We start from the raw sequence: 25,533 nt of genomic DNA on the forward strand, positions 1-25,533 counted from the left end.
ACACTGGCTCTCGCCCGCCGGAAGAGGGAACCGGCGGGCCCTGGACTCATCCGGGGACGGCAGCGCCGCCGACGCGGAAACCCCGTCGGCGGCCGAGACGCGGAGACGGACGGCATGCGGGTGCTCATCGTGTGCGGCGCGGGAGCGTCGAGCACCTTCGTCGCTCAGCGCCTGCGTCGCGCTGCGACGGCACGCGGTCTCGAGTTGACCGCGACGCCCAGCTCCGCCGCTGCCGCCCCGGATCTCCTCGCCGCCGCGGACGTCGTGCTCGCGGGTGCGCACCTCGGCGACGAGGTCGCCCGACTGGGCGCCGCGGCCGCCTCCGCCGCCGTGCCGTTCGTGGTGCTCGCGGACGCGGCGCGGCAGGATGGCGACGAACTGCTCGACACGACACTGGCGGCCGTCGGCGCCGCCTCCCACGGAAGGACCTCCTGATGGAACGCACGGTGACGATCGCCTCCGGCCACGGACTGCACGCCCGCCCCGCGAAGCTCTTCACGCAGGCCGTCGCGGCATCCGGTCACAAGGTCACCATCGGGCGGCCCGGTGGCTCGCCGGTGAACGCGGCGAGCATCCTCGGGATCATCGCCGCCGGCTTCGAGAACGGCGACGAGGTCGTGCTGGACGTGGAGGGCGACGAGTCGGAGCGCGTGCTCGGCGAGCTCTCGGAGTTCCTGACGACCGATCACGACGAGGCGGCCGGATGATCGAGGTGCGCGAACTGGTCGGCGTCGGCATCGGATCCGGTGTCGTCGTCGGCCCGGTGCTGCACGTCTCGCGGCAGGCGGCGTCCGCCCCCGCCGACACCCCGAGCACGATCGGCGCCGACGCCGAGCTCGCGCGCGCGCGGGAGGCGCTCGCGAGCGTGTCGGCGCAGTTGCGGGAGCGCGCGGCGGGGGCGGACGAGTCCACGCGCGACGTGCTCGAGGCGCAGGCGCTCATGACCGACGACCCGGCGCTGCTCGACAGCGTCACCGTCAAGCTCGGGGCCGGCGTGACCGCCGAGAAGGCCGTCTCCGACGCGTTCGCCGAGTTCGCCGCCATGCTCGCCGATGCCGGGGAGTACTTCGCCGAGCGCGCCGCCGACCTCCACGACCTGGCCGACCGCGCGGTCGCCGCACTCCAGGGGCGCTCGACCGAGCTCGTGATCGACCCCGGTCACCCCTACGTCCTGGTCGCCCGCGACCTCGCACCCGCCGACACGGCGGTGCTCGACCTCGACCGCGTGCTCGCGTTCGTGACGAGCGAGGGCGGGCCGACCTCGCACACCGCCATCCTGGCGCGGCAGCGCGGCATCGTCGCGATCGTGGGCGCGCCGGGTGTCGAGGGCCTGGCCGACGGTACCCAGGTGATCGTGGACGCCGAACGGGGACGGGTCTTCGCCGACCCGGATGCCGCGGAGCTCGCCGACGCCGAATCGCGGATCGCGGCACGCGCCGCCGCCGCCGACGTGCCGGCGGGGCCGGGTGCGCTCGCCGACGGCACCCCGGTGAAGCTCCTCGCCAACCTCGGCAAGCCGGGTGAGGCCGCGGAGGCGGTGCGCCTCGGCGCGGAGGGGGTCGGGCTGTTCCGCACCGAGTTCCTCTTCCTCGACCGCCTCACCACCGCGCCGACGGTCGCCGACCAGCAGGAGAGCTACCGCGAGGTGCTGGCGGCGTTCCCCGGCAAGCGCGTCGTCGTGCGCCTGCTCGACGCGGGGGCGGACAAGCCCCTCGCCTTCCTCAACCCCGGCGAGGAGGAGAACCCGGCGCTCGGCCGCCGCGGGCTCCGCGCCCTTCGGGCGACGGCATCCGTGCTGGCGGACCAGCTGACGGCGCTCGCCGCCGCCCAGGCGCAGACCGAGGCCGAGCTCTGGGTGATGGCGCCGATGGTGGCGACCGTCGAGGAGACCGCGTTCGTGACGCGGGCGATCCACGACGTCGGCATCCGCACCGCGGGGGTCATGGTCGAGATCCCGTCGGTGGCGCTCATCGCCGACCGGGTGCTCTCGCGCACCGACTTCGCGTCGATCGGCACGAACGATCTGACGCAGTACACGATGGCCGCCGACCGCCAGCTCGGCTCGGTGGCGGCCCTCCAGGACCCGTGGCATCCGGCGGTGCTGCGGCTCGTGAAGGAGGTCGGCGCCGCGGGCGCCGCCCTCGGCAAGCCGGTCGGCGTGTGCGGCGAGGCCGCCGCCGACCCGCTCCTCGCCGTGGTGCTCGCCGGGCTCGGTGTCACGAGCCTGTCGATGTCGCCCACGGCACTCGCAGATGTCCGCGTCTCCCTCGCGCGGTACAGCCTCGACGACGCAGCCGCGATCGCCGAGGCAGCCCTGGCGGCCGATGAGGCCGCCGATGCCCGACAGGCGGCACGGGCTGCCGCCGACACCATCACCGCCGGACGCTAGTCCGGCATCCGAGCCAGGAGGCACAACACCATGACGACGACGTCACCGACGACGGCTGCACCGCGGGGCGGGGGAGCCCGCGTCGCCGTCCAGAGATTCGGCACCTTCCTCTCGGGCATGATCATGCCCAACATCGCGGCCTTCATCGCCTGGGGTCTCGTGACCGCGATGTTCATCGACAACGGCTGGGTCGGCAACAACAGCCCGGTCGAGGCCTGGCGCTGGGCCGACTCGGCCATGCTGGGCGGCGGAACGACGCCCGACGGCACCGAGTGGGTCGGCCTCGTCGGCCCGATGATCACCTACCTGCTGCCGTTGCTCATCGGCTACACCGGAGGCCGCATGGTCTACGGCGTCCGTGGAGCGGTCATCGGCACGGTCGTGACCATGGGCGTCGTGATCGGCGCCGCCGGAACGGTCATGTTCCTCGGCGCGATGATCTGCGGTCCGCTCTCGGCGTGGCTGCTGAAGCAGGTCGACAAGATCTGGGCCGGCAAGATCAAGCCCGGGTTCGAGATGCTGGTCGACAACTTCTCGTCCGGCATCCTCGGCTTCCTGCTGGCGCTCGCCGCGTTCTTCGGTCTCGCTCCGCTGATCAAGATCTTCAGCGATGCGCTGGGCGCGGCCGTCAACTGGCTGATCGCGACCCACCTGATCCCGCTCGCGTCGATCATCGTCGAGCCGGCGAAGGTGCTGTTCCTCAACAACGCCATCAACCACGGCGTGTTCACCCCGCTCGGCACCGAGCAGGTCACCGAGCAGGGCAAGAGCCTGCTGTTCCTCGTCGAGGCGAACCCCGGCCCCGGCGCCGGACTGCTGCTCGCGATCACGCTGTTCGGTGTGGGCGCGGCGCGCGCGACCGCCCCCGGTGCGTTCGTGATCCAGTTCCTCGGCGGCATCCACGAGGTGTACTTCCCGTACGTGCTCGCCAAGCCGCTGCTCATCGTCGCGATGATCGGCGGAGGCGCGACCGGCGTTCTCACCAACGTGATCTTCAACTCGGGTCTGCGCGCTCCGGCGGCGCCGGGGTCGATCTTCGCGGTCATCATCCAGACGGCGCCCGACAGCTACGTCGGCGTGATCCTGTCGGTGGTGCTCGCGGCGGCGGTGACGTTCCTCATCTCGATGCCGATCCTGCTCGCGAGCCGCAAGCGCGACCTGGCGTCGGAGGCCGAGGCGGATGCGCGTCTCGCCGCGTCGATCGCGCAGACCGAGAAGAACAAGGGCAAGGAGAGCTCGGTGCTCTCGGGTCTCGCCTCGAGCATCGCCGTGGGCGAGGTCGCCGGCGCCCCCATCCACAACGTGGTGTTCGCCTGCGACGCCGGCATGGGGTCGAGTGCGATGGGCGCTTCGGTGCTGCGCAACAAGTTCAAGAAGGCCGGCGTCGACGTCAACGTCACCAACGCCGCCATCGCGAACCTGACGGGCGACGAGGATCTCGTCATCACCCAGAACGAGCTGACGGAGCGCGCCCGGCTGAAGGCGCCGAACGCGATCCACGTCTCGGTCGACAACTTCATGAACAGCCCCAAGTACGACGAGGTCGTGCAGCTGGTCGCGGAGCAGAAGGAAGGGGCCGCCAAGTAGGCCACTGGGTCCGGCGGCGAGAGGAGAGCACACCATGAGCGACGACATCCTGACGCCCGAGCGCGTGGTGCTCGCCGACCGGACCCCCAGCCGCGAGGAGGCGATCCGCGACGTCGGACGCCTCCTCGTGGAGGCCGGCGCCGTACGGCCCGGCTACGTCGACTCCATGCTCGCCCGCGAGGCGACGGTGTCGACCTCGATGGGCAACTACCTCGCCATCCCGCACGGCACGAACGAGGGGCGCGAGTTCATCGACGCGACGGCGCTCGCCGTCATCCGCTACCCCGAGGCGATCTCGTGGGACGGCGACGAGGTGCGCTTCGTGATCGGCATCGCCGGTCGCGAGAACGAGCACCTCGAGATCCTGGGACGGATCGCGGTGCTCTTCTCCGACGACGACGACGTGCAGGCGCTGCTCGCCGCGCCCACCGCCGAGGCGCTCTACGGCATCATCTCGGCCGTCAACGAGGACTGACAGCCCGCGACACGCCCGGCTGGCGCGACCGCGGTTAATCGGCTAAGCTCGATCTTTGGTGCTTTGTGCCTGTCGGCCAATCTGCACCAGCAATCAATCACCCGCATGACCGAGCGTCACCGATAGCGATTTAGAGGGTATGGCCAAGAAAGACGGCGTCATCGAGATCGAGGGATCTGTCCTCGAGGCTCTGCCGAACGCGATGTTCCGCGTCGAGCTGAGCAACGGGCACAAGGTTCTCGCCCACATTTCGGGCAAGATGCGTCAGCACTACATCCGGATCCTCCCCGAGGATCGCGTGATCGTGGAGCTGAGCCCCTACGACCTGACCCGCGGCCGGATCGTCTACCGCTACAAGTGACACCCGGAAAGTAACGGCCCGCGCCCCGGCGCGAGTACGAGGACAGCGAGAAGGAAACATGAAGGTCAACCCGAGCGTCAAGCCCATCTGCGACCACTGCAAGGTCATCCGCCGCAACGGCCGCGTGATGGTCATCTGCAAGTCGAACCCCCGCCACAAGCAGCGTCAGGGCTGAAGCCCTGCCGCCGCCGAGCGGATTCACAACTCAATAGACACCTGCACCACCAGAACCTCCTCGGAGGGGACACCTCGGGCTCGGAGGCCCGGGCACCGGTGGCGCTCCACACCTCCGAACGACTCCACAAGGAGAAGCCGCCATGGCACGTATCGCCGGCGTCGACATCCCGCGCGAGAAGCGCGTCGAGGTCGCCCTGACGTACATCTACGGAGTGGGACGCACGCGCGCCCTCGCCACCCTCAAGGACACCGGGATCTCCGGTGACATCCGCGTGAAGGATCTGACCGACGACCAGCTCGTCGCCCTTCGCGACTTCATCGAAGGCAACTACAAGGTCGAGGGCGACCTGCGCCGCGAGGTGCAGGCCGACATCCGCCGCAAGGTCGAGATCGGCTCGTACGAGGGCCTTCGCCACCGCCGCGGCCTGCCGGTGCGCGGTCAGCGCACCAAGACCAACGCACGTACTCGCAAGGGCCCGAAGCGCACCGTGGCCGGCAAGAAGAAGGCAGGTAAGAAGTAATGGCTGCTCCCAAGGCCGCCGCGCGCAAGCCGCGCCGCAAGGAGAAGAAGAACATCGCCGTGGGCCAGGCCCACATCAAGTCGACGTTCAACAACACGATCGTCTCCATCACCGACCCCTCGGGTGCCGTCATCAGCTGGGCCTCGTCCGGCGGTGTGGGCTTCAAGGGCTCGCGCAAGTCGACCCCCTACGCCGCGCAGCTCGCCGCCGAGTCGGCCGCGCGCCAGGCGCAGGAGCACGGCATGAAGAAGGTCGACGTCTTCGTCAAGGGCCCGGGCTCGGGTCGTGAGACCGCGATCCGCTCGCTCCAGGCCGCGGGTCTCGAGGTCGGCACGATCAACGATGTGACGCCGCAGGCGCACAACGGCTGCCGTCCCCCGAAGCGCCGCCGCGTGTGATCTCAGCATCCGGATGACCGTCCGCGTGAGCGGTGCGGTCGTCCGGATGCGTCACGTCTTTCACAACTCAACACCACGGCGGCCCAGCCACCCGCCGCATCTGTCGTGGGCGTCATATGGCGGACGCCCTCGCCGAAAGGAAACCACGTGCTCATCGCACAGCGTCCCACCCTCTCCGAAGAGGTCATCTCGGAGTTCCGCTCCGCGTTCGTCATCGAGCCCCTCGAGCCCGGCTTCGGCTACACGCTCGGCAACTCGATGCGTCGCACCCTGCTCTCGTCGATCCCGGGTGCGGCGGTCACGAGCATCCGTCTCGACGGCATCCAGCACGAGTTCGACACCATCCCCGGTGTCAAGGAGGACGTCGTCGAGATCGTCCTGAACATCAAGAACCTGGTCGTCTCGAGCGAGCACGACGAGCCCATCACCGCCTACCTGCGCAAGACCGGCGCGGGCGAGGTGACCGCCGCCGACATCTCGGCGCCGGCCGGTGTGGAGATCCACAACCCGGACCTCGTCATCGCGACCCTCAACGACAAGGCGAAGTTCGACCTCGAGCTGACCATCGAGCGCGGCCGCGGCTACGTCTCGGCGACCCAGAACCGCAGCGAGTTCAGCGAGGCCGGCCAGATCCCGGTCGACTCGATCTACTCGCCGGTGCTGAAGGTCACCTACCGCGTCGAGGCCACCCGTGCGGGCGAGCGCACCGACTTCGACCGCCTCGTGGTCGACGTCGAGACCAAGCCCGCCATCACGCCGCGTGACGCGATCGCCTCCGCCGGCCGCACCCTCGTCGAGCTGTTCGGTCTCGCCCGCGAGCTCAACACCGCGGCCGAGGGCATCGAGATCGGGCCCGCCCCGGTCGACGCGGTGCTCTCGAGCGAGCTGTCGATGCCCATCGAGGATCTCGACCTCTCGGTGCGCAGCTACAACTGCCTCAAGCGCGAGGGCATCAACACCGTCAGCGAGCTCGTCGCCCTCTCGGAGACGCAGCTCATGAACATCCGCAACTTCGGTCAGAAGTCCGTCGACGAGGTGAAGGACAAGCTCGTCGAGCTCGGCCTCTCGCTCAAGGACAGCGTGCCCGGCTTCGACGGTGCGCACTTCTACGGCGGATACGACGACGAGACCGTCTGAGCCCGCTTTTCTGAACTGAACCTCCTGGAGAACTAGATCATGCCCCAGCCCACCAAGGGTCCCCGTCTCGGCGGCGGTCCGGCGCACGAGCGCCTGCTGCTCGCGAACCTCGCCGCGGCCCTCTTCACCCACAAGAGCATCACGACCACCGAGACCAAGGCCAAGCGCCTGCGTCCGCTGGCCGAGCGCCTCATCACCTTCGCCAAGCGCGGCGACCTGCACTCGCGTCGCCGCGTGCTGGCCGTCATCCACGACAAGACGGTCGTGCACGAGCTCTTCACCGAGATCGCGCCGCTCGTCGCCGAGCGCGAGGGCGGCTACACCCGCATCACGAAGATCGGCAACCGCAAGGGCGACAACGCGCCCATGGCGGTCATCGAGCTCGTGCTCGAGCCGGTCGTGAAGAAGCCGGCGTCGTCGAAGAAGTCGGCCGCCCGTGTCGAGACCCCGAAGGCCGCTCCGGTCGAGGAGGCCCCGGCCGAGGAGACCGAGGTCGTCGAGGAGGAGGCCGCCGCGGAGGCGCCCGCCGCCGAGGAGACCGAGGTCGAGGCGCCCGCCGAGGACGCAGCCGAGGAGTCGGAGGAGAAGTAGCTCCCCGCATCCGTACCGCCGAGAGGCCCCGCTCACGCCGAGCGGGGCCTCTCGTCATTCGGGCGCAGACATGTCTGAGACCCTCTGGACACCCGCGCGCGGGTGTCCACGGCGCCGGAGACATGTCTATGGGCGATGAGGTCAGACCGGGCGGGGGAGCGACTCGTCGGCCGCGTCGTCGCGCAGCGGGGGGAGGGCGGCGAGGCGCTGCAGCGCCTCACGCACCGCGTTCGTGAAGATCGAGGCGCCGATGTGCCCGAAGTGCACCTGATCGCGCGCCAGCTCGCCGAGATGGGGCTGGATGGCGGTGTACCAGTCCGCCAACTCGACGTTGCGGTACTGCCACGCATACGACGTCAGCTCGGCGTTCACCCCCGGGATCCATCCACGCGGCGCCTGGGCGGTGACGAGCACGAGCTCGCGGTCCGGGCCGATGACGTCGCGGATGTCGTCGAGCGTCGCCTGGCCGACCGAGCCGTTCGTGCCGAGGGCGACGATCACGACGTCGCGCAGCGAGCCCGCGTCGCGCATCGCGCGCAGGATGTCCGGAGCGGTCCGCATCTGCCGGGAGACCACGGCGTCGATCTGGATGCCGGGGAGCGCCGCCTGCAGCTCCGGCGCGGCGGCGAGCATGACCGAGTCGCCGATCGCGGTGATCCGATCGCCCTGCAGCTCGGCCGGCGGGCCCTCGGGAGTCGGGCTCGGCTCCGGGGAGCGCGGCGGCGCGGTGTCGATCGCCTGCCGACCCGCACGGATGCGCTGCTCGACCTCGCTGCCGTCGGGCTGCAGCACGACCGCGGCGGCCGTTCCGGCGACCCCGCCCACCACCAGCAGCGCCGCGACGGCGCTGGCGACCGCCGCCATCCGGGATCGCCGCCATCCGTCCGCCCAGGCGCGCCAGCTCGCTCGGAACCCGTCGCGGCGGATGGGCGTCTCGACGAATCGGTGGCTGACCGCGGCCGCCCCGACGGTGATCGCCGCGGCGATGCCTCCGAGTCCCCACGCGAGAGCCGGATCTGTCGACCAGGCCGGGGGCAGCGCGGCCGCGAGCAGCACGAACACCGGCCAGTGCCAGAGGTAGATGCCGTAGCTGCGCACCCCGATCCAGCGCAGCGGTGCCGCGTCGACCGCTCGGGAGAGGGAGGAGCCGGGGACGAGGAACGCGGCGATGACGACGCAGCTGAGCACGGCGACCGCGAGCAGCCCGCCGCGGTAGGTCCAGTCGGCGTCGCCCGGCATCAGCAGCGACAGCGCGAGGAGCCCGGCGAGGGCCGCCGCACCGGCGACCCCGAGTCCGCGGCGTGCACCCCGCGACCACTCGAGCGCACGCGGAGACCACCAGCGGCTGACCAGGGCGAGCAGGGCGCCGAGCGTGAGACCGAAGGCGTGGGTGCCGGTGCCGTAGTAGACCGACGTCGGGTTGGCCGGCGACAGCAGCAGCGCCATGGCCATGGCCGACGCGACCGTGCCCGCGGAGAGCAGGGCGATCCGTCCGCCGCGCGGCAGGCGCAGCACCACGAGCAGCAGCACGAGCGGCCACAGCAGATAGAACTGCTCCTCGACCGCGAGCGACCAGAGGTTGCGGAACAACTCGGGCGCGGTGCCGGCGAAGTAGTCGGAGCCGGTCTGGATGAAGTACCAGTTGCTGGAGAAGGTGAGCGCCGTCACCAGCTGGCCGCCGAGCCCGACGAGCACGTCGCCGCCGACGGCGAGGGCCGCGGTCGAGCAGACGAGCAGCAGCACCACGAGAGCGGGGAGCAGTCGACGCGCCCGGCGCGCCCAGAACGAGCGCAACCCGATGCGACCGGTGCCGACGTGCTCGAGCAGCAGCAGCCGCGTGATGATGAACCCCGACACCACGAAGAAGATGTCGACGCCCAGGTAGCCGCCGACGACCGCGCCGGGCGTGAGGTGGAAGAGCACCACGACGATCACGGCGACCGCGCGCAGGCCGTCGAGTCCCCGCACGCGGGCGACGGCGGTTGTCGCGGGCGCGTCGGCGGGTGCGTTCGGACGGCGGCTCATGAAACGGCTTCCACTCTAAACTCGCCTCGTGGACTCCCCGGACGGCATCACCCGCATCCGGCTCGATCTCGCCTACGACGGCACCGCGTTCACGGGGTGGGCGACCCAGCCCGGGCTGCGCACGGTGCAGGGGGTGCTGGAGGACGCGCTCGCGACGCTGTTCGGCCGGTCGGAGGCCGCGCCTCCGCGCCTCACCGTCGCCGGACGCACGGACGTCGGGGTGCACGCGATCGGCCAGGTCGCGCACCTCGACCTCGCGCCCGACCAGCTCGACCAGCTCGAGCGGCGCCCGCGCGGGCGCGGGGCGGGTGCCGCCGGCGTCGACTCGCTCGCCCGCCGCATCAACGGCATCGTGGGCCAGTCGGCCGACGTGCAGGTGCTGACCGCCCGGCACGCACCGGACGGGTTCGACGCGCGCTTCTCGGCGAGCTGGCGACGCTACGAGTACCGGATCGCGGATGCGCAGGCGCTGCGCGATCCCCGCACGCGCGCCTTCACCCTGTGGCATCCGGCCGCCCTCGACGTCGCCGCGATGGACGCCGCCGCGCGCGGGCTGCTCGGCCTGCACGACTTCGCGGCCTACTGCCGTCCGCGCGAGGGGGCCACCACCATCCGCACCCTCCAGGAGTTCGGCTGGCGTCGCGACGCCGACGGTGTGCTGATCGCCCACGTGCGGGCCGACGCGTTCTGCCACTCGATGGTCCGGGCGCTCGTCGGCGCCTGCGTGGCAGCCGGGGAGGGCCGGTTCGCGCCGGAGCGCGCGGTCGGCATCCGCGAGGAGGCGCGGCGCACGAGCGAGTTCATCGTGGTACCGGCGCGCGGCCTGACGCTCGTCGAGGTGGGCTACCCCGCCGACGCGGAGCTCGCGGCGCGGGCCGAGCAGACCCGCGCCAAGCGCGGTTTGCCGGATGCGGGTCCGATCGACTAGTCTGTACAGGTTGTCTGCGCGCCGCGCGGGCGACCAGTTGGGCCCTCCACCGTCGGGTTCCGTCTCCTTCCGAGCGGAACGCACACCGGAGCGGGATTCACGAACATCACCGACCAGAAACGAGTCTTCCATGACGCGTACGTTCAGCCCCACCCCGGCGGATGTGAAGCGCGAGTGGGTCGTCATCGACGCCACCGACGTCGTGCTCGGCCGCCTCGCGAGCCACGCCGCCGCCATCCTCCGCGGCAAGCACAAGCCGACCTTCGCCCCCCACATGGACATGGGCGACTTCGTCATCATCGTGAACGCCGACAAGGTGGCGCTCACCGGTGCGAAGCTCGAGCAGAAGAAGGCCTACCGCCACTCGGGCTACCCGGGCGGCCTGTCGGCCACCAGCTACTCGGAGCTCCTCGAGAAGCACCCGACCCGTGCGGTCGAGAAGGCCATCCGCGGCATGCTGCCGAAGAACTCGCTGGGTCGCGCCCAGATCAAGAAGCTGAAGGTGTACGCCGGCGCCGAGCACCCGCACGCCGCGCAGCAGCCCAAGCCCTACACCCTCACCCAGGTCGCGCAGTAAGCGCCGAGAGACTTCCAAGGACATCACTGATGGCGAAGATCGAAGACACCGTGTCGGACGAGGTTCTCACCAACTTCTCGACCGAGACCCCGGCTGACGAGGCGCCCCGCGCGCCCCGCGCCGTCCTCAACGTTCCCGGTGCGGCCGTCGGCCGCCGCAAGGAGGCCATCGCCCGCGTGCGCCTCGTGCCGGGCGGCGGCGAGTTCACCGTGAACGGCCGCACCCTCGAGGACTACTTCCCGAACAAGCTGCACCAGCAGCTCATCAACGACCCGTTCAAGGTGCTCGACCTGCTGGGCTCCTACGACGTGAAGGCCAAGATCACGGGCGGCGGCCCCTCGGGCCAGGCGGGCGCGCTGCGTCTCGCGATCGCCCGCGCGCTCAACGAGATCGACCGCGAGAACAACCGCCCGGCCCTCAAGAAGGCCGGCTTCCTCTCGCGCGACGCCCGCGTCATCGAGCGCAAGAAGGCCGGTCTCAAGAAGGCCCGCAAGGCGTCGCAGTTCTCGAAGCGCTAAGGCGCGACGCGGAACACGCGCATGCCGCGTCTCTTCGGCACCGACGGGGTCCGAGGGCTGGCGAACGGTGAACTGATCACCGCCGACCTGGCCCTCGGCCTCGCCCAGGCTGCCGCGAATGTGCTGACCAAGGGTCGGCACGCCGAGCACGTCCGCGGCGAGGGCCGGCGCCCCCGCGCGGTGCTCGCCCGCGACCCCCGCGTGTCCGGCGAGTTCATCTCGGCGGCGGTCGCCGCGGGCCTCGCGAGTTCGGGTATCGACGTACTCGACGCCGGGGTCATCCCGACCCCCGCCGCCGCGTTCCTGGTGGCGGATGTCGGCGCCGACTTCGGCGTCATGGTCTCGGCCTCGCACAACCCGGCGCCCGACAACGGCATCAAGTTCTTCGCCATCGGCGGGGTCAAGCTGCCCGACGAGGTCGAGGACCGCATCGAGGCCGCTCTCGTGCAGCCCAAGCTCGCGCCGACGGGCGACGGGGTGGGCCGCATCCGCCGCTTCGCCGACGCCGAGGACCGCTACCTGCTGCATCTGCTCGGCACCCTCGACGTGCGGCTCGACGGCATCAAGGTCGTCATCGACGCGGCCAACGGCGCGGCGGCGGGCGTCTCGCCGCAGGTGTTCGCCGACGCCGGAGCGCACGTGACCGTGATCGGCGCCGATCCCGACGGTCTCAACATCAACGACGGCGTCGGGTCCACGCACCTCGAGAAGCTCCAGGCGACGGTGCGTCTCACCGGCGCCCACCTCGGCATCGCCCACGACGGCGACGCCGACCGCTGCCTCGCCGTCGACGCCGACGGCAACATGATCGACGGCGACCAGATCATGGCGGTGCTCGCGATCGCGCTGCAGCGCCGGGGCAAGCTGGCGCACGACACGCTCGCGGTGACCACCATGAGCAACCTCGGGCTGCGGGTCGCGATGGCCGAGCACGGTATCGAGATCGTGCAGACCGCGGTCGGCGACCGCTACGTGCTCGAGGCGATGAACGAGCGCGGCCTCTCGCTCGGCGGCGAGCAGTCGGGTCACATCATCTTCAGCGAGCACGCCACAACCGGCGACGGCATCCTGACCGGCCTGCAGCTCGCCGCCGAGATGGCGCGCACGGGACGCAGCCTCGCGGAGCTGGCCTCGGTGATGACGGTCTACCCGCAGGTGCTCGTGAACGTGCGCGGCGTCGACCACCACGCGCTCGCCGGAGACGAGGTGATCGCGGACGCCGTGCGCGGCCACGAGGCGGCGCTCGGCGACGACGGGCGCGTGCTCCTGCGACCGTCGGGCACCGAGCCGCTCGTGCGCGTCATGGTGGAGGCGCGGGACGCCGAACTCGCGCAGAGCATCGCCGACGACCTCGCGGGAATCGTGGGAGAGCGTCTGTCGTTGTCCTGACATCGAGGAGAGAGGACGATGTCATGCCACTGACCGGAGAATACGCACCGAGCACCTCGGACTGGGCCCGCACGCAGGCGGAGGCCTTCGAGGCGTCGGATGGCGCGGAGGCCAACGAGCTGCGGGGCAAGCCGATCATCGTGCTCACCTCCCGCGGGGCCCGGAGCGGCAAGCTCCGCAAGAACGCCCTCATGCGGGTGGAGCACGATGGCTCCTACGCCGTCGTGGCGTCGAAGGGCGGGGCGCCGCAGCATCCCGCCTGGTACCACAACCTGGTCGCCGACCCGCATGTCGAGCTGCAGGACGGCCCGGTGAAGCGCGACTACCGCGCCCGCGAGCTGACCGGCGAGGAGCGCGAGCTCTGGTGGGCCCGCGCGAACGAGGTGTGGCCCGACTACGCCGGCTATCAGACCAGGACCGAGCGCCTCATCCCGGTGTTCCTGCTGGAGCCGGTCTCCTAGGTCTCGGCACGCCCGCCGGGCGGGCTACTCGACCTGTGACGGCGTCTTCGACGTCGTCACACCTTCCTGATGAGCACGTTCGACACCGTGTGATCGGACGCCTTGCGCAGCACGAGCGAGGCCCGCGCGCGGGTCGGGGCGATGTTGTGCTCGAGGTTGGGTCCGTTGATGTCGTGCCAGATCGCCCGCGCGCGCGCGATCGCCTCCTGCTCGCCGAGCGCCGCGTAGCGGTGGAAGTAGGAGCGCGGATCGGCGAAGGCGCCGCGCTGCAGCCGGAGGAAGCGCTCCACGTACCAGCGCTCGATGTCGACCGTGCGCGCGTCGACGTAGACCGTGAAGTCGAACAGGTCGCTCACCGCGAGCCGCGCGCCGGGAGCAGGCGGCTGGAGCACGTTGAGCCCCTCGACGATGAGGATGTCGGGGCGGCGCACCACGATCTCGGCGTCGGGGACGATGTCGTAGAACAGGTGCGAGTACACCGGCGCCCGCACCTCCTCGACGCCGCTCTTGACTCGGCTCACGAACCGCAGCAGCGCGCGTCGGTCGTAGCTCTCGGGGAAGCCCTTGCGCTCCATGAGCCCCCGCCGTTCGAGTTCCGCGTTCGGCAGCAGGAAGCCGTCGGTGGTGACGAGCTCGACCCGCGGGGTGTCCTCCCAGCGCGCCAGCAGTTCGCGCAGGAGTCGTGCCGTGGTCGACTTGCCGACCGCGACCGAGCCCGCGACCCCGATCACGAACGGGGTCGGCGGCTCGTCCTGCCCGAGGAAGGAGCGGGTGGAGGCGTGCAGGCGTTTCGCGCCGACCGCGTAGAGGTTCAGCAGGCGGCTGAGCGGCACGTACACCTCGGCGACCTCGCGCAGGTCGAGAGCCTCGCCGAGCCCGCGCAGACGCACGAGCTCCTCCTCGGTCAGCGGATGCGCGGCGGCCGGCGCGAGTGCGGCCCAATCGGCGCGGTCGAGCTCGAGGAACGGCGTCGCCGCGGCGCCCCGCTCACCGTTGTCACTCATCCGTTCGAGCGTAGCGCCGTCACAGCTTCGCCCCCGACCCCGGTCACTAGGATCGACACCATGTGCGGAATCGTGGGCTACGTCGGGTCGGGCAGCAGTCTCGAGGTGCTCGTCGGGGGCCTCAAGCGGCTCGAGTACCGCGGATACGACTCCGCGGGGATCGCGGTGCTCTCGCCCGAGGGCGATCTGGGTGCGCGCAAGCGCGCCGGCAAGCTCGGGGTGCTCGTCGAGGAGCTCGCCGAGAACCCGCTGCCGGACGGCGGCACGGGGATCGGGCACACCCGCTGGGCGACCCACGGCGGCCCGACCGACGTGAACGCGCATCCGCACTTCGGCGACGGCGGGCGACTGGCCCTCATCCACAACGGCATCATCGAGAACTTCGCGGAGCTCAAGGCCGAGCTGGTCGCCGCCGGCGAGAGCTTCGAGAGCGAGACCGACACCGAGGTGGCGGCGCTGCTCGTCGGCCGCGCGTTCCACGACACGGGCGATCTCACCGAGGCGATGCGTCGCACGGTCGAGCGCCTCGACGGCGCGTTCACGCTGCTCGCGGTCCACCGCTCGGCGCCCGGCGTCGTCGTCGGCGCGCGCCGCAGCTCGCCGCTCGTGATCGGTCTCGGCGAGGGCGAGAACTTCCTCGGCTCGGATGTGGCGGCGTTCGTCGAGCACACCCGTCGCGCGATGGAGATCGGCGAGGACCAGATCGTCACGATCCGTCCCGACTCGGTCGAGGTGATCGACTTCTCGGGCGCCCCCGCGGCGGCCAAGGAGTTCGAGGTCGCCTGGGACGCCTCGGCCGCGGAGAAGGGCGGCTGGCCGAGCTTCATGAAGAAGGAGATCGCCGAGGAGCCCGACGCGGTCGCGAACACCCTGCGCGGGCGCACCCACGACGGTGCCGTCGCACTCCCCGAGCTCGACGGCGTCGCCGAGGCGCTCAGCGGGATCAACCGGGTGCTCGTGCTGGGCTGCGGCACCGCGGCCTACGCGGGAATGGTCGGCAAGTACGCGATCGAGGCGTGGGCGCGCATCCCGGTCGACGTGGAGCTCTCGCACGAGTTCCGCTACCGCGACCCGGTGCTCGACGAGCACACCCTCGTGGTCTCGGTGAGCCAGTCGGGCGAGACCATGGACACCCTGATGGCGGTGCGGTACGCGCGCGAGCAGGGTGCACGCACGCTCTCGATCTGCAACACCCAGGGCGCCACGATCCCGCGCGAGTCGGATGCGGTGCTGTACACGCACGCCGGCCCGGAGGTCGCGGTCGCCTCCACGAAGGCGTTCGTGGCGCAGGTCACCGCCCTGTATCTGCTCGGCTTGCACCTCGCGACCCTGCGCGGCACGCTCGACGCGGACGCGGTCGCCGCCCAGCTGACCGAGCTCGAGGCGGTTCCGACGAAGATCCAGCGCGTGGTCGAGGCCTCCTCGGCGCGCATCGCCGAGCTCGCGCACTGGATGAGCGACACCCAGTCGGTGCTGTTCCTCGGCCGCCACGTCGGCTTCCCGGTCGCGTTGGAGGGTGCCCTCAAGCTCAAGGAGCTCGCGTACATCCACGCCGAGGGTTTCGCGGCGGGCGAGCTGAAGCACGGACCGATCGCGCTCATCGAACCCGGGCAGATCGTGTTCGTGGTCGTGCCGAGCCCGCGCGACCCCTCGTCGCTGCACAAGAAGGTCGTGTCGAACATCCAGGAGATCCGCGCCCGCGGTGCGCGCGTCATCGCGATCGCCGAGCTCGGCGACGTCGCGGTCGTGCCGTTCGCCGACGAGGTGATCCGCATCCCGCTCGCCGCCCCGTTCTTCGAGCCGCTGCTCTCGGTGGTGCCGCTGCACGTCTTCGGCATGGAGCTCGCGACCGCGAAGGGTCTCGACGTCGATCAGCCGCGCAACCTGGCGAAGTCCGTCACGGTGGAGTGAGCGTGATCGTCGGGCTCGGCGTCGACGTCGTCGATCAGGCGCGCTTCGAACGCGCCGTGACCCGGACCCCTCGACTGCGCGAGCGCCTGTTCGCCGAGAGCGAACGCGGCCTGCCGGTGCGTTCGCTCGCCGCGCGCTTCGCCGCCAAGGAGGCGCTCGTTAAGGCTCTCGGGGATGCCGAGGACGTGAACTGGGTCGACATGGCGATCGCGTCCGACGTCACCGGCAACCCGTCGTTCGTCGTCGCCGGCCCCCTCGCCGCCCTGCTCGAGCGCCGCGGCATCGCCGCCGTGCACGTCTCGATGAGCCACGACGCGGGCGTCGCGGTGGCGACGGTCGTCGCCGAGGCGCACGGATGACGTCCCCCCGGCGCGAGGCCCGCATCCGACTCGACGCGCTCGCGGGGAACGTCGAGCTGCTGCGCCGCACCGTCGCACCCTCGCGCCTCATGGCGGTCGTGAAGGCCGACGCCTACGGACACGGTGCCGTGCCGGTCGCCCGCGCAGCGGTCGACGCGGGCGCCGACTGGCTGGGCGTGGCCGACCTCGACGAGGCGCTCGCCCTGCGGGAGGCGGGGATCGCGGCGCCCATCCTCGCCTGGCTGCATGCCGGCTCGCCCGACTTCGGGGTCGCCGTCGCGCGCGGCGTCGATGTGGGGGTGTCGACGGCCGCCCAGCTCGAGGCTGCCGCTGCGGCGGGCGCGACCGTGCATCTCAAGCTCGACACCGGCCTCAGCCGCAACGGCATCGCCCCCGAGGATGCGCCCCGGCTGTTCGCACGCGCCGCGGAGCTCGAGCGCGCGGGGCGCCTACGGGTGCGGGGGCTCATGAGCCACCTCTCGGGAACCTCGCCGCAGGAGGATGCCGCCCAGCTCGACCGCTTCGCCTCGGCCGTCGCTGCGGCGCGCGCCGCCGGGCTCGACCCCGAGCTGCGGCATCTCGCGGCGAGTCTCGCCGCCCTGACCGAGCCCGACGCCCGTCTCGACCTCGTCCGGGTGGGGATCGCCCTGTACGGCGTCGCACCCGACGCGGCGGTCGACGCGGCGGCGCTCGGGCTGCGCCCGGTCATGGAGCTCGTGACCGAGGTCGCCGCCGTGCGCAGGGTTCCGGCAGGGGCGGGCGTGTCCTACGGCTTCACCCACCGCACCGCGGGCGACACGACCCTCGCGCTCGTGCCGCTCGGCTATGCCGACGGCATCCCCCGCCACGCCTCCGGGCGCGCGGAGGTCGCGATCGACGGCGTGCGGTACCCGCAGGTGGGCCGCATCGCGATGGACCAGTTCGTCGTCGACGTCGGAGACGCCGAGGTGCGGGTCGGCGACGAGGTGATCGTGTGGGGCGACCCCGCCGAGGGCGTGCCGGGCGCGGTCGACTGGGCGGATGCCGCGGGCACGATCGGCTACGAGATCGTCACCCGGGTGGGGCGCCGCGTCGAGCGGGTGCCGGTGTGACCGAGGCGATCGACCTGGTCGTGCCGGATGCGGAGGCCATGGAGGCGCTCGGCGCCCGGATCGCGGCGCAGCTGCGGGCGGGCGACGTGGTGCTGCTGAACGGCGAGCTGGGTGCGGGCAAGACGACGCTCACCCGCGGGATCGGCAGCGCCCTCGGCGCCCGCGGCGCCGTCACGAGCCCGACCTTCGTGCTCGCCCGCACGCATCCGACGGCATCCGGGGTGCCGCTCGTGCACGTCGACGCGTACCGGCTGGGTTCGGCCGCCGAGCTCGACGACCTCGACCTCGACCTGGCCGGCTCGATCACGGTCGTCGAGTGGGCGGCCGACAAGCTCGACGGCGAGCTCGAGTCGTGGCTCGTGCTCGATCTCGTGCGCCCCCTCGGCGGCGACCCGGCGGACGACGACGCCCCGCGCCACGTGCGTCTCGCCGCCCACGGCCCGCGGTGGGAGGGCGTCGCGATCTAGGCTGGTGCGGTGCTGCTGGCGATCGACACCTCGACGGGGACGAGCGTCGCCGTCGTCGATCGCGCCGGCACACGTGCGGAGCGCACGAGCGCCGACACCCGGGGCCACGCCGAGCTGATCGGAGGCTTCATCTCCGAGGTGCTCGCCGAGGCGGGGGTCGCCCCCGACGGGCTCGAGGGTGTCGCGGTCGGCATGGGCCCCGGCCCGTTCACCGGGCTGCGGGTGGGCATCGCGGCGGCGCGGGCCTTCGCCCTCGGCATCGGCCGTCCCGTGCTGCCCGTCGTCTCGCACGACGCCGTCGCGTACGGACGCAGCGAAGCGGTGCTCGTCGTGACGGACGCGCGTCGCCGCGAGCTGGCGTGGTCGAGGTACGCGGCTCCCGGTGCCGATGGCCTCCCGGTGCGCCTCGAGGGACCGTCGCTCGTGCCCGTCGCGGACCTCGACGTTGTCACCTCCGTCGCCGGTTACGTGCGCGTCGACGCCGCGACGATCGACGCGGGTCTGCTCGGGCTGCTGGCGCTCGCCCGGCTCGACGCGGGAGCGCAGCCCGGGCCGAGCGAGCCCGTGTACCTGCGTGCGCCCGACGTGACCCTCTCGACGCCGAAGAAGGTGACCCCGTGATCCGCCTCCGCGCCGCGACCCCGGACGACCTCGACGCGATCGACGCCCTCGAGCAGGTCACCTTCCCGAGCGACGCGTGGTCGCGCGAGATGCTGGCGGCCGAGATCGTGGGCGCGCACGGCTACTACCTCGTGGCGGTCGACGCGGACGCCGTGGTCGGCTACGCCGGACTCCTCGCCCCGCGCGGCAGCGGCCAGGCAGACGTGCAGACGATCGCCGTCGCCGAGGCGTCGCGTCGCGGGGGGATCGGGGCCGCGCTTCTCGACGCGCTGCTCGCCGAGGCACGCGCACGGGCCGCCGAGGAGGTCTTCCTCGAGGTGCGCGCCGACAACCCCGGCGCCGAGGCGCTCTACGCGAGCCGCGGCTTCGAGCGCATCGCCATCCGCCCCGCCTACTACCAGCCCGATGGGGTGGATGCGGTGGTGATGCGCACTCGGAACCTCCAGCGCGCCCTCGTGCTCGGCATCGAGACGAGCTGCGACGAGACCGGGATCGGCATCGTGCGGGGCACCGAGCTGCTCGCGAACGTCATCGCCAGCTCGATGGACGAGCACGCGCGCTACGGCGGCGTGGTGCCCGAGATCGCCGCCCGTGCCCACCTCGAGGCGCTCACGCCGACGATCGAGGAGGCGCTGCGGGTGGCGGGCGTCCGGCTCGCCGACCTCGACGCGGTCGCCGTCACGAGCGGCCCGGGCCTCGCCGGCGCGCTCATGGTCGGCGTCGGCGCGGCCAAGGCGCTCGCGGTCGCCACCGGGAAGCCCTTCTACGCCGTCAACCACCTCGTCGGGCACGTCGGCGCCGACCTGCTGAACCACGAGCCGCTCGTCGGCGAGGGCGAGCTCGAGCTTCCGACGATCGCGCTGCTCGTGTCCGGCGGCCACACCTCGCTGCTGCTCGTGCGGGACCTCGTCTCGGATGTCGAACTGCTCGGCGAGACGATCGACGACGCCGCGGGCGAGGCGTTCGACAAGGTGGCCCGGCTGCTCGGGCTCCCGTATCCGGGAGGTCCCGAGATCGACCGGGCGGCCGCCGCCGGCGATCCGACGGCCATCCGCTTCCCGCGGGGGCTCACGGCCCCCAAGGATCTCGAGCGGCACCGCTACGACTTCTCGTTCTCGGGGCTCAAGACCGCCGTCGCCCGGCATGTCGAGGCGGCGGTCGCGGCAGGAGAGCCGGTGCCGGTTGCCGACGTCGCCGCGAGCTTCCGCGAGGCGGTCGTCGACGTGCTGCTCACCAAGGCGCTCGCCGCCTGCCGCGACCTCGGCGTCCCGCGGCTCCTGCTCGGCGGCGGCGTGGTGGCGAACCGCCGCCTGCGCGAGGCGGCGGTCGAGCGCTGCGCGGATGCCGGGGTCGCCCTGCGCATCCCGCCCCTGTCGCTGTGCACCGACAACGGCGCCATGATCGCCTCGCTCGCCGCGCAGCTGATCGCGGCGGGGCATCCGCCGTCGAGTCTCGGCGTCGGCGCCGACTCCACGCTGCCGGTGACCGAGATCCAGGCCTGACGCACCCGAACGGGTGGTTGCCCCGCGGCGGCGCCGCTGCGACGATGGCCGGGACCCGAGGGAGATCATGTCCGAGCCCACCGCGCCCGCACCGTTCGAGCCCGCGCCGAACCCGTATGCCGCGCCCGCGAATCCGTACGCTGCGCCCGCGAACCCGTACGCCGTCGGGGCGGTCCCGTCGAGCTACCAGCCGGTGCCGACGGGGCCTGCTCCGGGGCTCGCGCCCTACTCGACGTCCGGCGCGGCCTACGCGTACGCGCCGCGCACCAACGGCGTGGCGATCGCCTCGTTGGTCTGCTCGCTCGCCGGACTGCTCGTGGGCGCGCTCGCGTGCATCGCCGGCGTGATCCTGGGCCACATCGCGCTCTCGCAGATCCGCGCTCGCGGCGAGGGCGGGCGCGGGATGGCGCTCGGCGGCCTCATCACGGGCTACGTGCTCGGCGGCCTGCAGCTGATCTTCATCGCGCTCTACATCGGCTTCATCGTGCTCGCGGTGAGCCAGAGCAGCTACTACTGATCCGTCGGGGGAGCCCGCGTTGACAGTCCGGAGGCGCGCTGGGAGCATGGGCGAGGTCCACCACATCGAAGGAGCCCGTCCATGACCGACCCCACCACCCCGGCTGCGCCCGAGGAGCCCACGACCCCCGCCGCGGCCGAGCCGGCCGCCGCACCGGTCCCGCCGGTCGCCGAGCCCGCAGCCCCGGCCGCCCCCGTGCCGCCGGTCGCCGAGCCCGCCGCGGCTCCCGCGAACCCCTACGCGGCTCCCGCCGCCGCGCCGGCCGCCGGCGCCGCCCCCGCCGCCCCGGTGAAGCAGACGCTCAGCCTCGTCTCGTTCATCCTCGGCATCGTGGGCTTCCTGCTCGCCTGGTTCGGCGGCTTCGGCCTGCTGCCCGGCATCGCCGCCGTCATCCTCGGCTTCATGGGCAAGAAGCGCGAGCCGCAGGCCCCCAAGTGGATGTGGCTCATCGGCATCATCGGCGGTTTCGTGTCGATCGCCCTCGGCCTCATCGTGTTCCTGGTGAGCGTGATCCTGCCGATCATCCTGTTCGCCAGCTTCGGCAGCTACTACGGCGGCTACTACAACTGAACGCGGTCGACGAGGATCGCCGAGCGCGAGCCGGCGATCCTCGTCAGCACCAGGGTCGCGGACTGCGACCCGCGCAGCCCGAGCCGGGCGCGCAGTGACGCGGGGTCGACATCGACCCCGCGTTTCTTGATCTCGAGGGTTCCGATTCCGCGCTCGCGCAGGGCCGACTTGAGCTTGCGCTCGTCGAAGGGCAGCACCTCGCGCACCCGGAACGCCTGGCCGAACGGCGTCGCGGGCGACGCGTCGCTCGTGATCCACGCGATCGTCGGATCGATCATCCGACCGTCGACCCGGCGGGCGAGCTCGCCGATGAGCCGGGCGCGGATGACGGCGCCGTCCGGCTCGAGCAGGTACTCGCCGAGCGGGCCGGGTTCGGCATCCGGTGCCGGGCCGGCCGCGGTGAGCTCTGCCGCGCCGCCCGCGCCGAGCAGCAACGCGGAGCGCCCGACGCCGTTCCGCGCCAGCGCGCCGCTCCACACGACGAGCTCGACGACCTCCCGGTCGACCGACACCCACTGCGCCTCGACCCCCTCGGGGAGGAGCTCGTGGTCGAGGCCCGGGCCGAGCTTGACCCCGGAGGGGCGCTCGGCGGCGCGGGCGAATACGGCGTCGAGTGCGGGCGACCAGTCCGCCGGGTCCAGGCTGCGCTTCCCGCCGCCGCGCCGCGCCGGGTCGAACCAGAGGGCGTCCACCTCGCCGGGCTCCTCCTCGAGCGCGTCGCCGTGCACGACGCGGGCCTGGGGGAACGGGGCCAGGTTGTAGGACGCGAGCGCCGCCGTCACCTCGTCGCGCTCGACGGCGACGACCCGCAGACCGAGGCCGGCGAACGCCAGGGCGTCCGCGCCGATCCCGCATCCCAGATCGGCCACCGAGGTCATGCCCGCCCGCGCCAGGCGGCCCGCGTGCACCGCCGCGACGGGGAGGCGGGTCGCCTGCTCGAGCCCGTCCGGCGTGAACAGCATCCGATCGGCGAACTCGCCGAAGCGCGCCCGGGCGCGCGTGCGCAACCGTGCCTGGGTGAGCACCGCCGACACGAGCTCCGGCGGATGCCCGGCGGCGCGCAGGCGCGACACGATCCGCACCACGTCGGCGTCGGCGGAGATGCCGCCGACCTCGTCGAGCAGCCGCAGGCCCTCGGGGGTCAGCAGCGCGCGCAGCTCCTCGGGCGTCATGCCCTCACGCTACTGCCGTGGGGACCGGCCCGTTGGCAGTCGGATTGAATGAGTGCTAATCCGGGCCTATAGTTGTCCTGGCACTCTCGAAGGGAGTGTGCCAAACCCTGAGTCTTCAGAAAGAGGTCACACGTGTCGGTCTCCATCAAGCCGCTCGAGGATCGCATCGTCATCAAGCAGGTCGAAGCCGAGCAGGTCACCGCGTCGGGTCTGGTCATCCCGGACACCGCCAAGGAGAAGCCGCAGGAGGGCGAGGTCGTCGCCGTAGGCCCCGGCCGCATCGACGACAACGGCAACCGCGTGCCCCTCGACGTCAACGTCGGCGACAAGGTGCTCTACTCCAAGTACGGCGGCACCGAGGTCAAGTTCGGCGGCGAGGAGTTCCTCGTGCTCTCGGCCCGCGACGTGCTCGCGGTCGTCGTCCGCTGAGCGACGACATCCTGCCGAAAGGCCCCGTGGCCCTGCCATCGGGGCCTTTCGCGTCTCCGGGGTCCGGATGCGGCGGCTAGCCTGACGAGGTGAGTGCGAACCCCCCTGCCCCGACCCGAGTCGGGGGGCAGGGTGCGGGCCTGCTCTACGCGGTCGCCGCCTACGGGCTGTGGGGTTTCCTGCCCGGTTTCTTCCTGCTGCTGGATCCCGCGAGCCCGTGGGAGATCGTGGCCTTCCGCATCCTCATGTCCCTCGGGTTCTGCGCGATCCTGCTCACCGTGACCCGCGGCTGGCGGACGCTCGCCGGCCTCGCCCGGCAGCCGCGCGTGCTGTTCACGATGGCGCTGGCCGGGGCGTTCATCTACGTCAACTGGCAGGTCTTCGTGCTGGCGACGCTGAGCGGTCACGTCGTCGAGGGCTCGCTCGGGTACTTCATCAACCCGGTGATCACGGTCGCGCTCGGCGTGATCGTGCTGCGGGAGCGGCTGCGGCCGCTGCAGTGGGCCGCGGTCGGCATCTCGCTCGTCGCGATCCTCGTGATCGCCGTCGGCTACGGCGCCTTCCCGTGGATCGCCCTCGCGCTGGCGTTCTCGTTCGGCTTCTACGGCTTCATCAAGAAGCGCGTGGGCGCGCAGGTCGACGCCGTCTCCGGGCTGACGCTCGAGACCGTGTGGCTCGCGCCCGTCGCCGTCGTGCAGCTGATCATCACCCAGGCGACGCTCGGGCTCACCTTCGGCAGCTCCGGGCCCGTGCACCTGCTGCTCATGATCGCCACGGGCGTGATCACGGCGACCCCGCTGCTCCTGTTCGCCTCCGCCGCGCGCCGGCTCCCCCTCGTCGCGCTCGGGCTGACCCAGTACCTCGCACCGGTGCTGCAGTTCCTCACCGGCGTGTTCCTGCTGCACGAACCGATGCCGGTGGGGCGGTGGATCGGCTTCTGCCTGGTCTGGGCGGCCCTCGTGCTGCTCACCGTCGACATGATCCGGGCGGCTCGGGCGGGTCGTCGCGCCTCCCTCCCCACCGCGTGACGGCGCGGTAGGGTCGCGGCGTGGCCGGCCCCGCCGGCCCGAGGAGGAGGAACCGGATGCCGCGCGCGATCACGCCCCGACGCCGTCCTCTCGCCTCGGCGGCCGCGGCGCTCGCGCTCGCGATCTCGCTCGCGGCGTGCACCGCAGCCCCGATGCCGACCCCGACCCCGACCCCCACCGAGACCCCGGTCGCGCCGAGCGGCGACGGCGTGCTGCGCATCGGCACCCTGTTCCCCACGACGGGCGCGACCGCCTTCCTCGGCGCCGCGCAGGTCGCCGGGGTCAACGCCGCCATCCGCGAGATCAACGCGGCGGGCGGTGTGCTGGGCGCGCCCGTCGAGGTCGTCAACCGCGACTCCGGCGACGCGTCGACCCAGACCGCTGAGGCGTCCTTCGCCGCTCTCGTCGACAAGGGCGTCGACGTCGTCATCGGCCCGAGCTCCTCCGTGCTCGCCACGCGCCTGCTGCCTCTGGCCGTCGAGGCCGGCATCCCGCTCGTCTCGCCCGCGGCCACGTATCCGGGTGTCGGGTCCACGGCCGAGGGCTTCTTCGCGCGCACGATCCCCGCGTACCCGCACCAGGGCGTGGTGCTCGGGCAGCTGCTCGCCGAGAAGGGCGCGGATGCCGTCGCGCTGATCGTCGGCTCCGACGACGTGAGCTCCTCGATCGCCTCCCCGCTCGAGTCGTCGCTGGCCGACCACGGGGATGAGCTGGTCGCCACGGCGACCGTCGACGCTGCCGCAGGTGTCGCGGCGGCGGTCGCGAAGGCGACCAAGGTCAAGCCCGACGCGGTCGTGCTCGCGACACCCGACAACGGCGACGTCACCAAGGCGCTCATCACGGCCCTCGTCGCTGCAGGGTACGGCGGCGGCAAGCTCTGGCTCACCACGCAGAACCTGGCCGACTACTCGCAGGCCCTGCCGGCCGGCACCCTGAACGGCGCGAACGGCATCCTCGAGGGCATCCAGCCCGACGCCGCGTTCGTCGCGAAGCTCAAGGTCGAGGATCCGGGACTCACCGACGCGCGCTACGGCGCGGAGGCCTACGAGGCGACGATCATGGCCGCGCTCGCTGCGCTCGTCGCCGGCGACGACGGCGGTCCGTCGATCGCGAACCGGCTCGTCGGGGTCACCCGCGAGGGCATCCGCTGCACGAGCTTCGGCGAGTGCGCGGATGTGCTCGAGACCGAGCCCGACATCGCCTACGAGGGTCTCGTCGGACCGCTGCGCCTCGACGGTGCGGGCGACCCGACGATCGCCACCTACACCGTCTTCTCCTACAACGGCGAGAACAAGTACGCGGCCACGGGCCCGGTCACGGGCTGATCC

Annotated in this window: 30 protein-coding genes and 1 pseudogene; 28 read left to right on the forward strand and 3 right to left on the reverse strand. The window is 72.0% G+C overall.

Features of this window, described 5'->3' with window-relative positions:
* The first annotated feature begins 114 nt into the window (after nt 1-114).
* From NUH29_RS03765 to rplQ, 11 genes are all read left to right on the forward strand, one after another.
* On the forward strand, nt 115-435 hold the full coding sequence (locus tag NUH29_RS03765) for a PTS sugar transporter subunit IIB (protein WP_258797664.1): 321 nt from the start codon (nt 115-117) through the stop codon (nt 433-435).
* Nucleotides 435-707 (forward strand): HPr family phosphocarrier protein, encoded by a 273-nt coding sequence (locus NUH29_RS03770; protein WP_373317431.1) that lies wholly within the window; start codon nt 435-437, stop codon nt 705-707. The genes NUH29_RS03765 and NUH29_RS03770 overlap by 1 nt, the downstream gene beginning before the upstream one ends.
* Nucleotides 704-2,389, forward strand: a complete 1,686-nt coding sequence (gene ptsP / locus NUH29_RS03775; RefSeq protein ID WP_258797666.1) for a phosphoenolpyruvate--protein phosphotransferase — start codon at nt 704-706, stop codon at nt 2,387-2,389. The genes NUH29_RS03770 and ptsP overlap by 4 nt, the downstream gene beginning before the upstream one ends.
* 30 nt (nt 2,390-2,419) lie before the next feature.
* Complete coding sequence (locus NUH29_RS03780; RefSeq protein WP_258797667.1) at nt 2,420-3,976, forward strand: PTS mannitol transporter subunit IIBC; 1,557 nt, start codon at nt 2,420-2,422, stop codon at nt 3,974-3,976.
* A 34-nt stretch (nt 3,977-4,010) separates the two neighbouring features.
* Entirely contained in the window at nt 4,011-4,451 is a 441-nt protein-coding gene (locus tag NUH29_RS03785; protein WP_258797669.1) for a PTS mannitol transporter subunit IIA, read from the forward strand.
* A gap of 139 nt (nt 4,452-4,590) precedes the next feature.
* Nucleotides 4,591-4,812, forward strand: coding sequence for a translation initiation factor IF-1 (gene infA, locus NUH29_RS03790; protein ID WP_100365313.1), 222 nt, complete (start codon nt 4,591-4,593; stop codon nt 4,810-4,812).
* A gap of 58 nt (nt 4,813-4,870) precedes the next feature.
* Complete coding sequence (rpmJ, locus tag NUH29_RS03795) at nt 4,871-4,987, forward strand: 50S ribosomal protein L36 (protein WP_055821300.1); 117 nt, start codon at nt 4,871-4,873, stop codon at nt 4,985-4,987.
* 142 nt (nt 4,988-5,129) lie between these two features.
* Nucleotides 5,130-5,510 (forward strand): 30S ribosomal protein S13, encoded by a 381-nt coding sequence (gene rpsM, locus NUH29_RS03800; protein WP_258797670.1) that lies wholly within the window; start codon nt 5,130-5,132, stop codon nt 5,508-5,510.
* Nucleotides 5,510-5,908 carry a 30S ribosomal protein S11 gene (gene rpsK, locus NUH29_RS03805; RefSeq protein WP_149324693.1) on the forward strand — a complete coding sequence of 133 codons (399 nt, stop codon included), beginning with the start codon at nt 5,510-5,512 and terminating at the stop codon, nt 5,906-5,908. The genes rpsM and rpsK overlap by 1 nt, the downstream gene beginning before the upstream one ends.
* A 147-nt stretch (nt 5,909-6,055) precedes the next feature.
* On the forward strand, nt 6,056-7,045 hold the full coding sequence (locus NUH29_RS03810; protein ID WP_258797672.1) for a DNA-directed RNA polymerase subunit alpha: 990 nt from the start codon (nt 6,056-6,058) through the stop codon (nt 7,043-7,045).
* A 39-nt stretch (nt 7,046-7,084) separates the two neighbouring features.
* On the forward strand, nt 7,085-7,636 hold the full coding sequence (gene rplQ / locus NUH29_RS03815; protein WP_258797673.1) for a 50S ribosomal protein L17: 552 nt from the start codon (nt 7,085-7,087) through the stop codon (nt 7,634-7,636).
* Between the two features lie 141 nt (nt 7,637-7,777).
* Here the strand turns inward: rplQ and NUH29_RS03820 are convergent, their stop codons facing one another.
* Nucleotides 7,778-9,661, reverse strand: coding sequence for an acyltransferase family protein (locus tag NUH29_RS03820; protein WP_258797674.1), 1,884 nt, complete (start codon nt 9,659-9,661; stop codon nt 7,778-7,780).
* Nucleotides 9,662-9,689: 28 nt separating this feature from the next.
* Here NUH29_RS03820 and NUH29_RS03825 point away from each other — a divergent pair, with 28 nt between their 5' ends.
* From NUH29_RS03825 to NUH29_RS03845, 5 genes are all read left to right on the forward strand, one after another.
* Nucleotides 9,690-10,589, forward strand: coding sequence for a tRNA pseudouridine synthase A (locus NUH29_RS03825; protein ID WP_258797675.1), 900 nt, complete (start codon nt 9,690-9,692; stop codon nt 10,587-10,589).
* 130 nt (nt 10,590-10,719) lie between these two features.
* Entirely contained in the window at nt 10,720-11,166 is a 447-nt protein-coding gene (gene rplM, locus NUH29_RS03830) for a 50S ribosomal protein L13 (RefSeq protein WP_258797676.1), read from the forward strand.
* Nucleotides 11,167-11,195: 29 nt separating this feature from the next.
* Nucleotides 11,196-11,684: a 30S ribosomal protein S9 gene (rpsI, locus tag NUH29_RS03835; protein WP_258797677.1), complete on the forward strand. Its 489-nt coding sequence runs from the start codon at nt 11,196-11,198 to the stop codon at nt 11,682-11,684.
* 21 nt (nt 11,685-11,705) lie between these two features.
* Nucleotides 11,706-13,073, forward strand: coding sequence for a phosphoglucosamine mutase (gene glmM, locus NUH29_RS03840; RefSeq protein ID WP_258797678.1), 1,368 nt, complete (start codon nt 11,706-11,708; stop codon nt 13,071-13,073).
* A 23-nt stretch (nt 13,074-13,096) separates the two neighbouring features.
* A complete protein-coding gene (locus tag NUH29_RS03845) occupies nt 13,097-13,534 on the forward strand; it encodes a nitroreductase family deazaflavin-dependent oxidoreductase (protein ID WP_258797679.1) in 438 nt (145 codons plus the stop codon).
* A 56-nt stretch (nt 13,535-13,590) separates the two neighbouring features.
* Here NUH29_RS03845 and coaA read toward each other — a convergent pair whose 3' ends face one another.
* Nucleotides 13,591-14,538, reverse strand: a complete 948-nt coding sequence (gene coaA / locus NUH29_RS03850) for a type I pantothenate kinase (RefSeq protein ID WP_258797680.1) — start codon at nt 14,536-14,538, stop codon at nt 13,591-13,593.
* 60 nt (nt 14,539-14,598) lie between these two features.
* Between coaA and glmS the strand changes: the two genes are divergently transcribed.
* From glmS to NUH29_RS03890, 9 genes and pseudogenes are all read left to right on the forward strand, one after another.
* The gene (gene glmS, locus NUH29_RS03855) at nt 14,599-16,449 is read left to right on the forward strand and encodes a glutamine--fructose-6-phosphate transaminase (isomerizing) (protein WP_258797682.1); all 1,851 of its coding nucleotides are present in this window, start codon (nt 14,599-14,601) and stop codon (nt 16,447-16,449) included.
* A 2-nt stretch (nt 16,450-16,451) separates the two neighbouring features.
* A complete protein-coding gene (locus tag NUH29_RS03860) occupies nt 16,452-16,808 on the forward strand; it encodes a holo-ACP synthase (protein WP_258797683.1) in 357 nt (118 codons plus the stop codon).
* The gene (gene alr / locus NUH29_RS03865; protein ID WP_258797684.1) at nt 16,805-17,899 is read left to right on the forward strand and encodes an alanine racemase; all 1,095 of its coding nucleotides are present in this window, start codon (nt 16,805-16,807) and stop codon (nt 17,897-17,899) included. The genes NUH29_RS03860 and alr overlap by 4 nt, the downstream gene beginning before the upstream one ends.
* Nucleotides 17,896-18,366, forward strand: a complete 471-nt coding sequence (gene tsaE, locus NUH29_RS03870) for a tRNA (adenosine(37)-N6)-threonylcarbamoyltransferase complex ATPase subunit type 1 TsaE (RefSeq protein WP_258797686.1) — start codon at nt 17,896-17,898, stop codon at nt 18,364-18,366. Before alr ends, tsaE begins: the two co-directional genes overlap by 4 nt.
* A 9-nt stretch (nt 18,367-18,375) precedes the next feature.
* Complete coding sequence (gene tsaB / locus NUH29_RS03875; RefSeq protein ID WP_258797687.1) at nt 18,376-18,987, forward strand: tRNA (adenosine(37)-N6)-threonylcarbamoyltransferase complex dimerization subunit type 1 TsaB; 612 nt, start codon at nt 18,376-18,378, stop codon at nt 18,985-18,987.
* A pseudogene (gene rimI, locus NUH29_RS14560) lies at nt 18,984-19,406 on the forward strand (ribosomal protein S18-alanine N-acetyltransferase); the annotation flags it as partial. The gene tsaB and the pseudogene rimI, both read left to right, overlap by 4 nt.
* A 6-nt stretch (nt 19,407-19,412) precedes the next feature.
* Complete coding sequence (tsaD, locus tag NUH29_RS03880) at nt 19,413-20,489, forward strand: tRNA (adenosine(37)-N6)-threonylcarbamoyltransferase complex transferase subunit TsaD (RefSeq protein WP_308445745.1); 1,077 nt, start codon at nt 19,413-19,415, stop codon at nt 20,487-20,489.
* Between the two features lie 67 nt (nt 20,490-20,556).
* Nucleotides 20,557-21,006, forward strand: coding sequence for a DUF4190 domain-containing protein (locus NUH29_RS03885; protein ID WP_258797689.1), 450 nt, complete (start codon nt 20,557-20,559; stop codon nt 21,004-21,006).
* An 81-nt stretch (nt 21,007-21,087) separates the two neighbouring features.
* Entirely contained in the window at nt 21,088-21,576 is a 489-nt protein-coding gene (locus NUH29_RS03890) for a DUF6264 family protein (protein WP_258797690.1), read from the forward strand.
* On the opposite strand, the gene NUH29_RS03895 is transcribed toward NUH29_RS03890, so the two are convergent.
* Nucleotides 21,567-22,748, reverse strand: coding sequence for a class I SAM-dependent methyltransferase (locus NUH29_RS03895; protein WP_258797691.1), 1,182 nt, complete (start codon nt 22,746-22,748; stop codon nt 21,567-21,569). The two genes, NUH29_RS03890 and NUH29_RS03895, sit on opposite strands and share 10 nt — an antisense overlap.
* Before the next feature lie 132 nt (nt 22,749-22,880).
* On the opposite strand from NUH29_RS03895, the gene groES reads away from it, so the two are divergent.
* The 3 genes from groES (at nt 22,881) to NUH29_RS03910 (ending at nt 25,530) form a co-directional block, all read left to right on the forward strand.
* Nucleotides 22,881-23,177 (forward strand): co-chaperone GroES, encoded by a 297-nt coding sequence (groES, locus tag NUH29_RS03900; RefSeq protein ID WP_258797692.1) that lies wholly within the window; start codon nt 22,881-22,883, stop codon nt 23,175-23,177.
* Nucleotides 23,178-23,266: 89 nt separating this feature from the next.
* Complete coding sequence (rarD, locus tag NUH29_RS03905) at nt 23,267-24,205, forward strand: EamA family transporter RarD (protein ID WP_258797693.1); 939 nt, start codon at nt 23,267-23,269, stop codon at nt 24,203-24,205.
* 56 nt (nt 24,206-24,261) lie between these two features.
* The gene (locus NUH29_RS03910; protein WP_258797694.1) at nt 24,262-25,530 is read left to right on the forward strand and encodes an ABC transporter substrate-binding protein; all 1,269 of its coding nucleotides are present in this window, start codon (nt 24,262-24,264) and stop codon (nt 25,528-25,530) included.
* The last annotated feature ends 3 nt before the right edge of the window (nt 25,531-25,533 follow it).

It is taken from the genome of Protaetiibacter mangrovi (assembly GCF_024752305.1).
Lineage (GTDB): Bacteria > Actinomycetota > Actinomycetes > Actinomycetales > Microbacteriaceae > Homoserinibacter > Homoserinibacter mangrovi.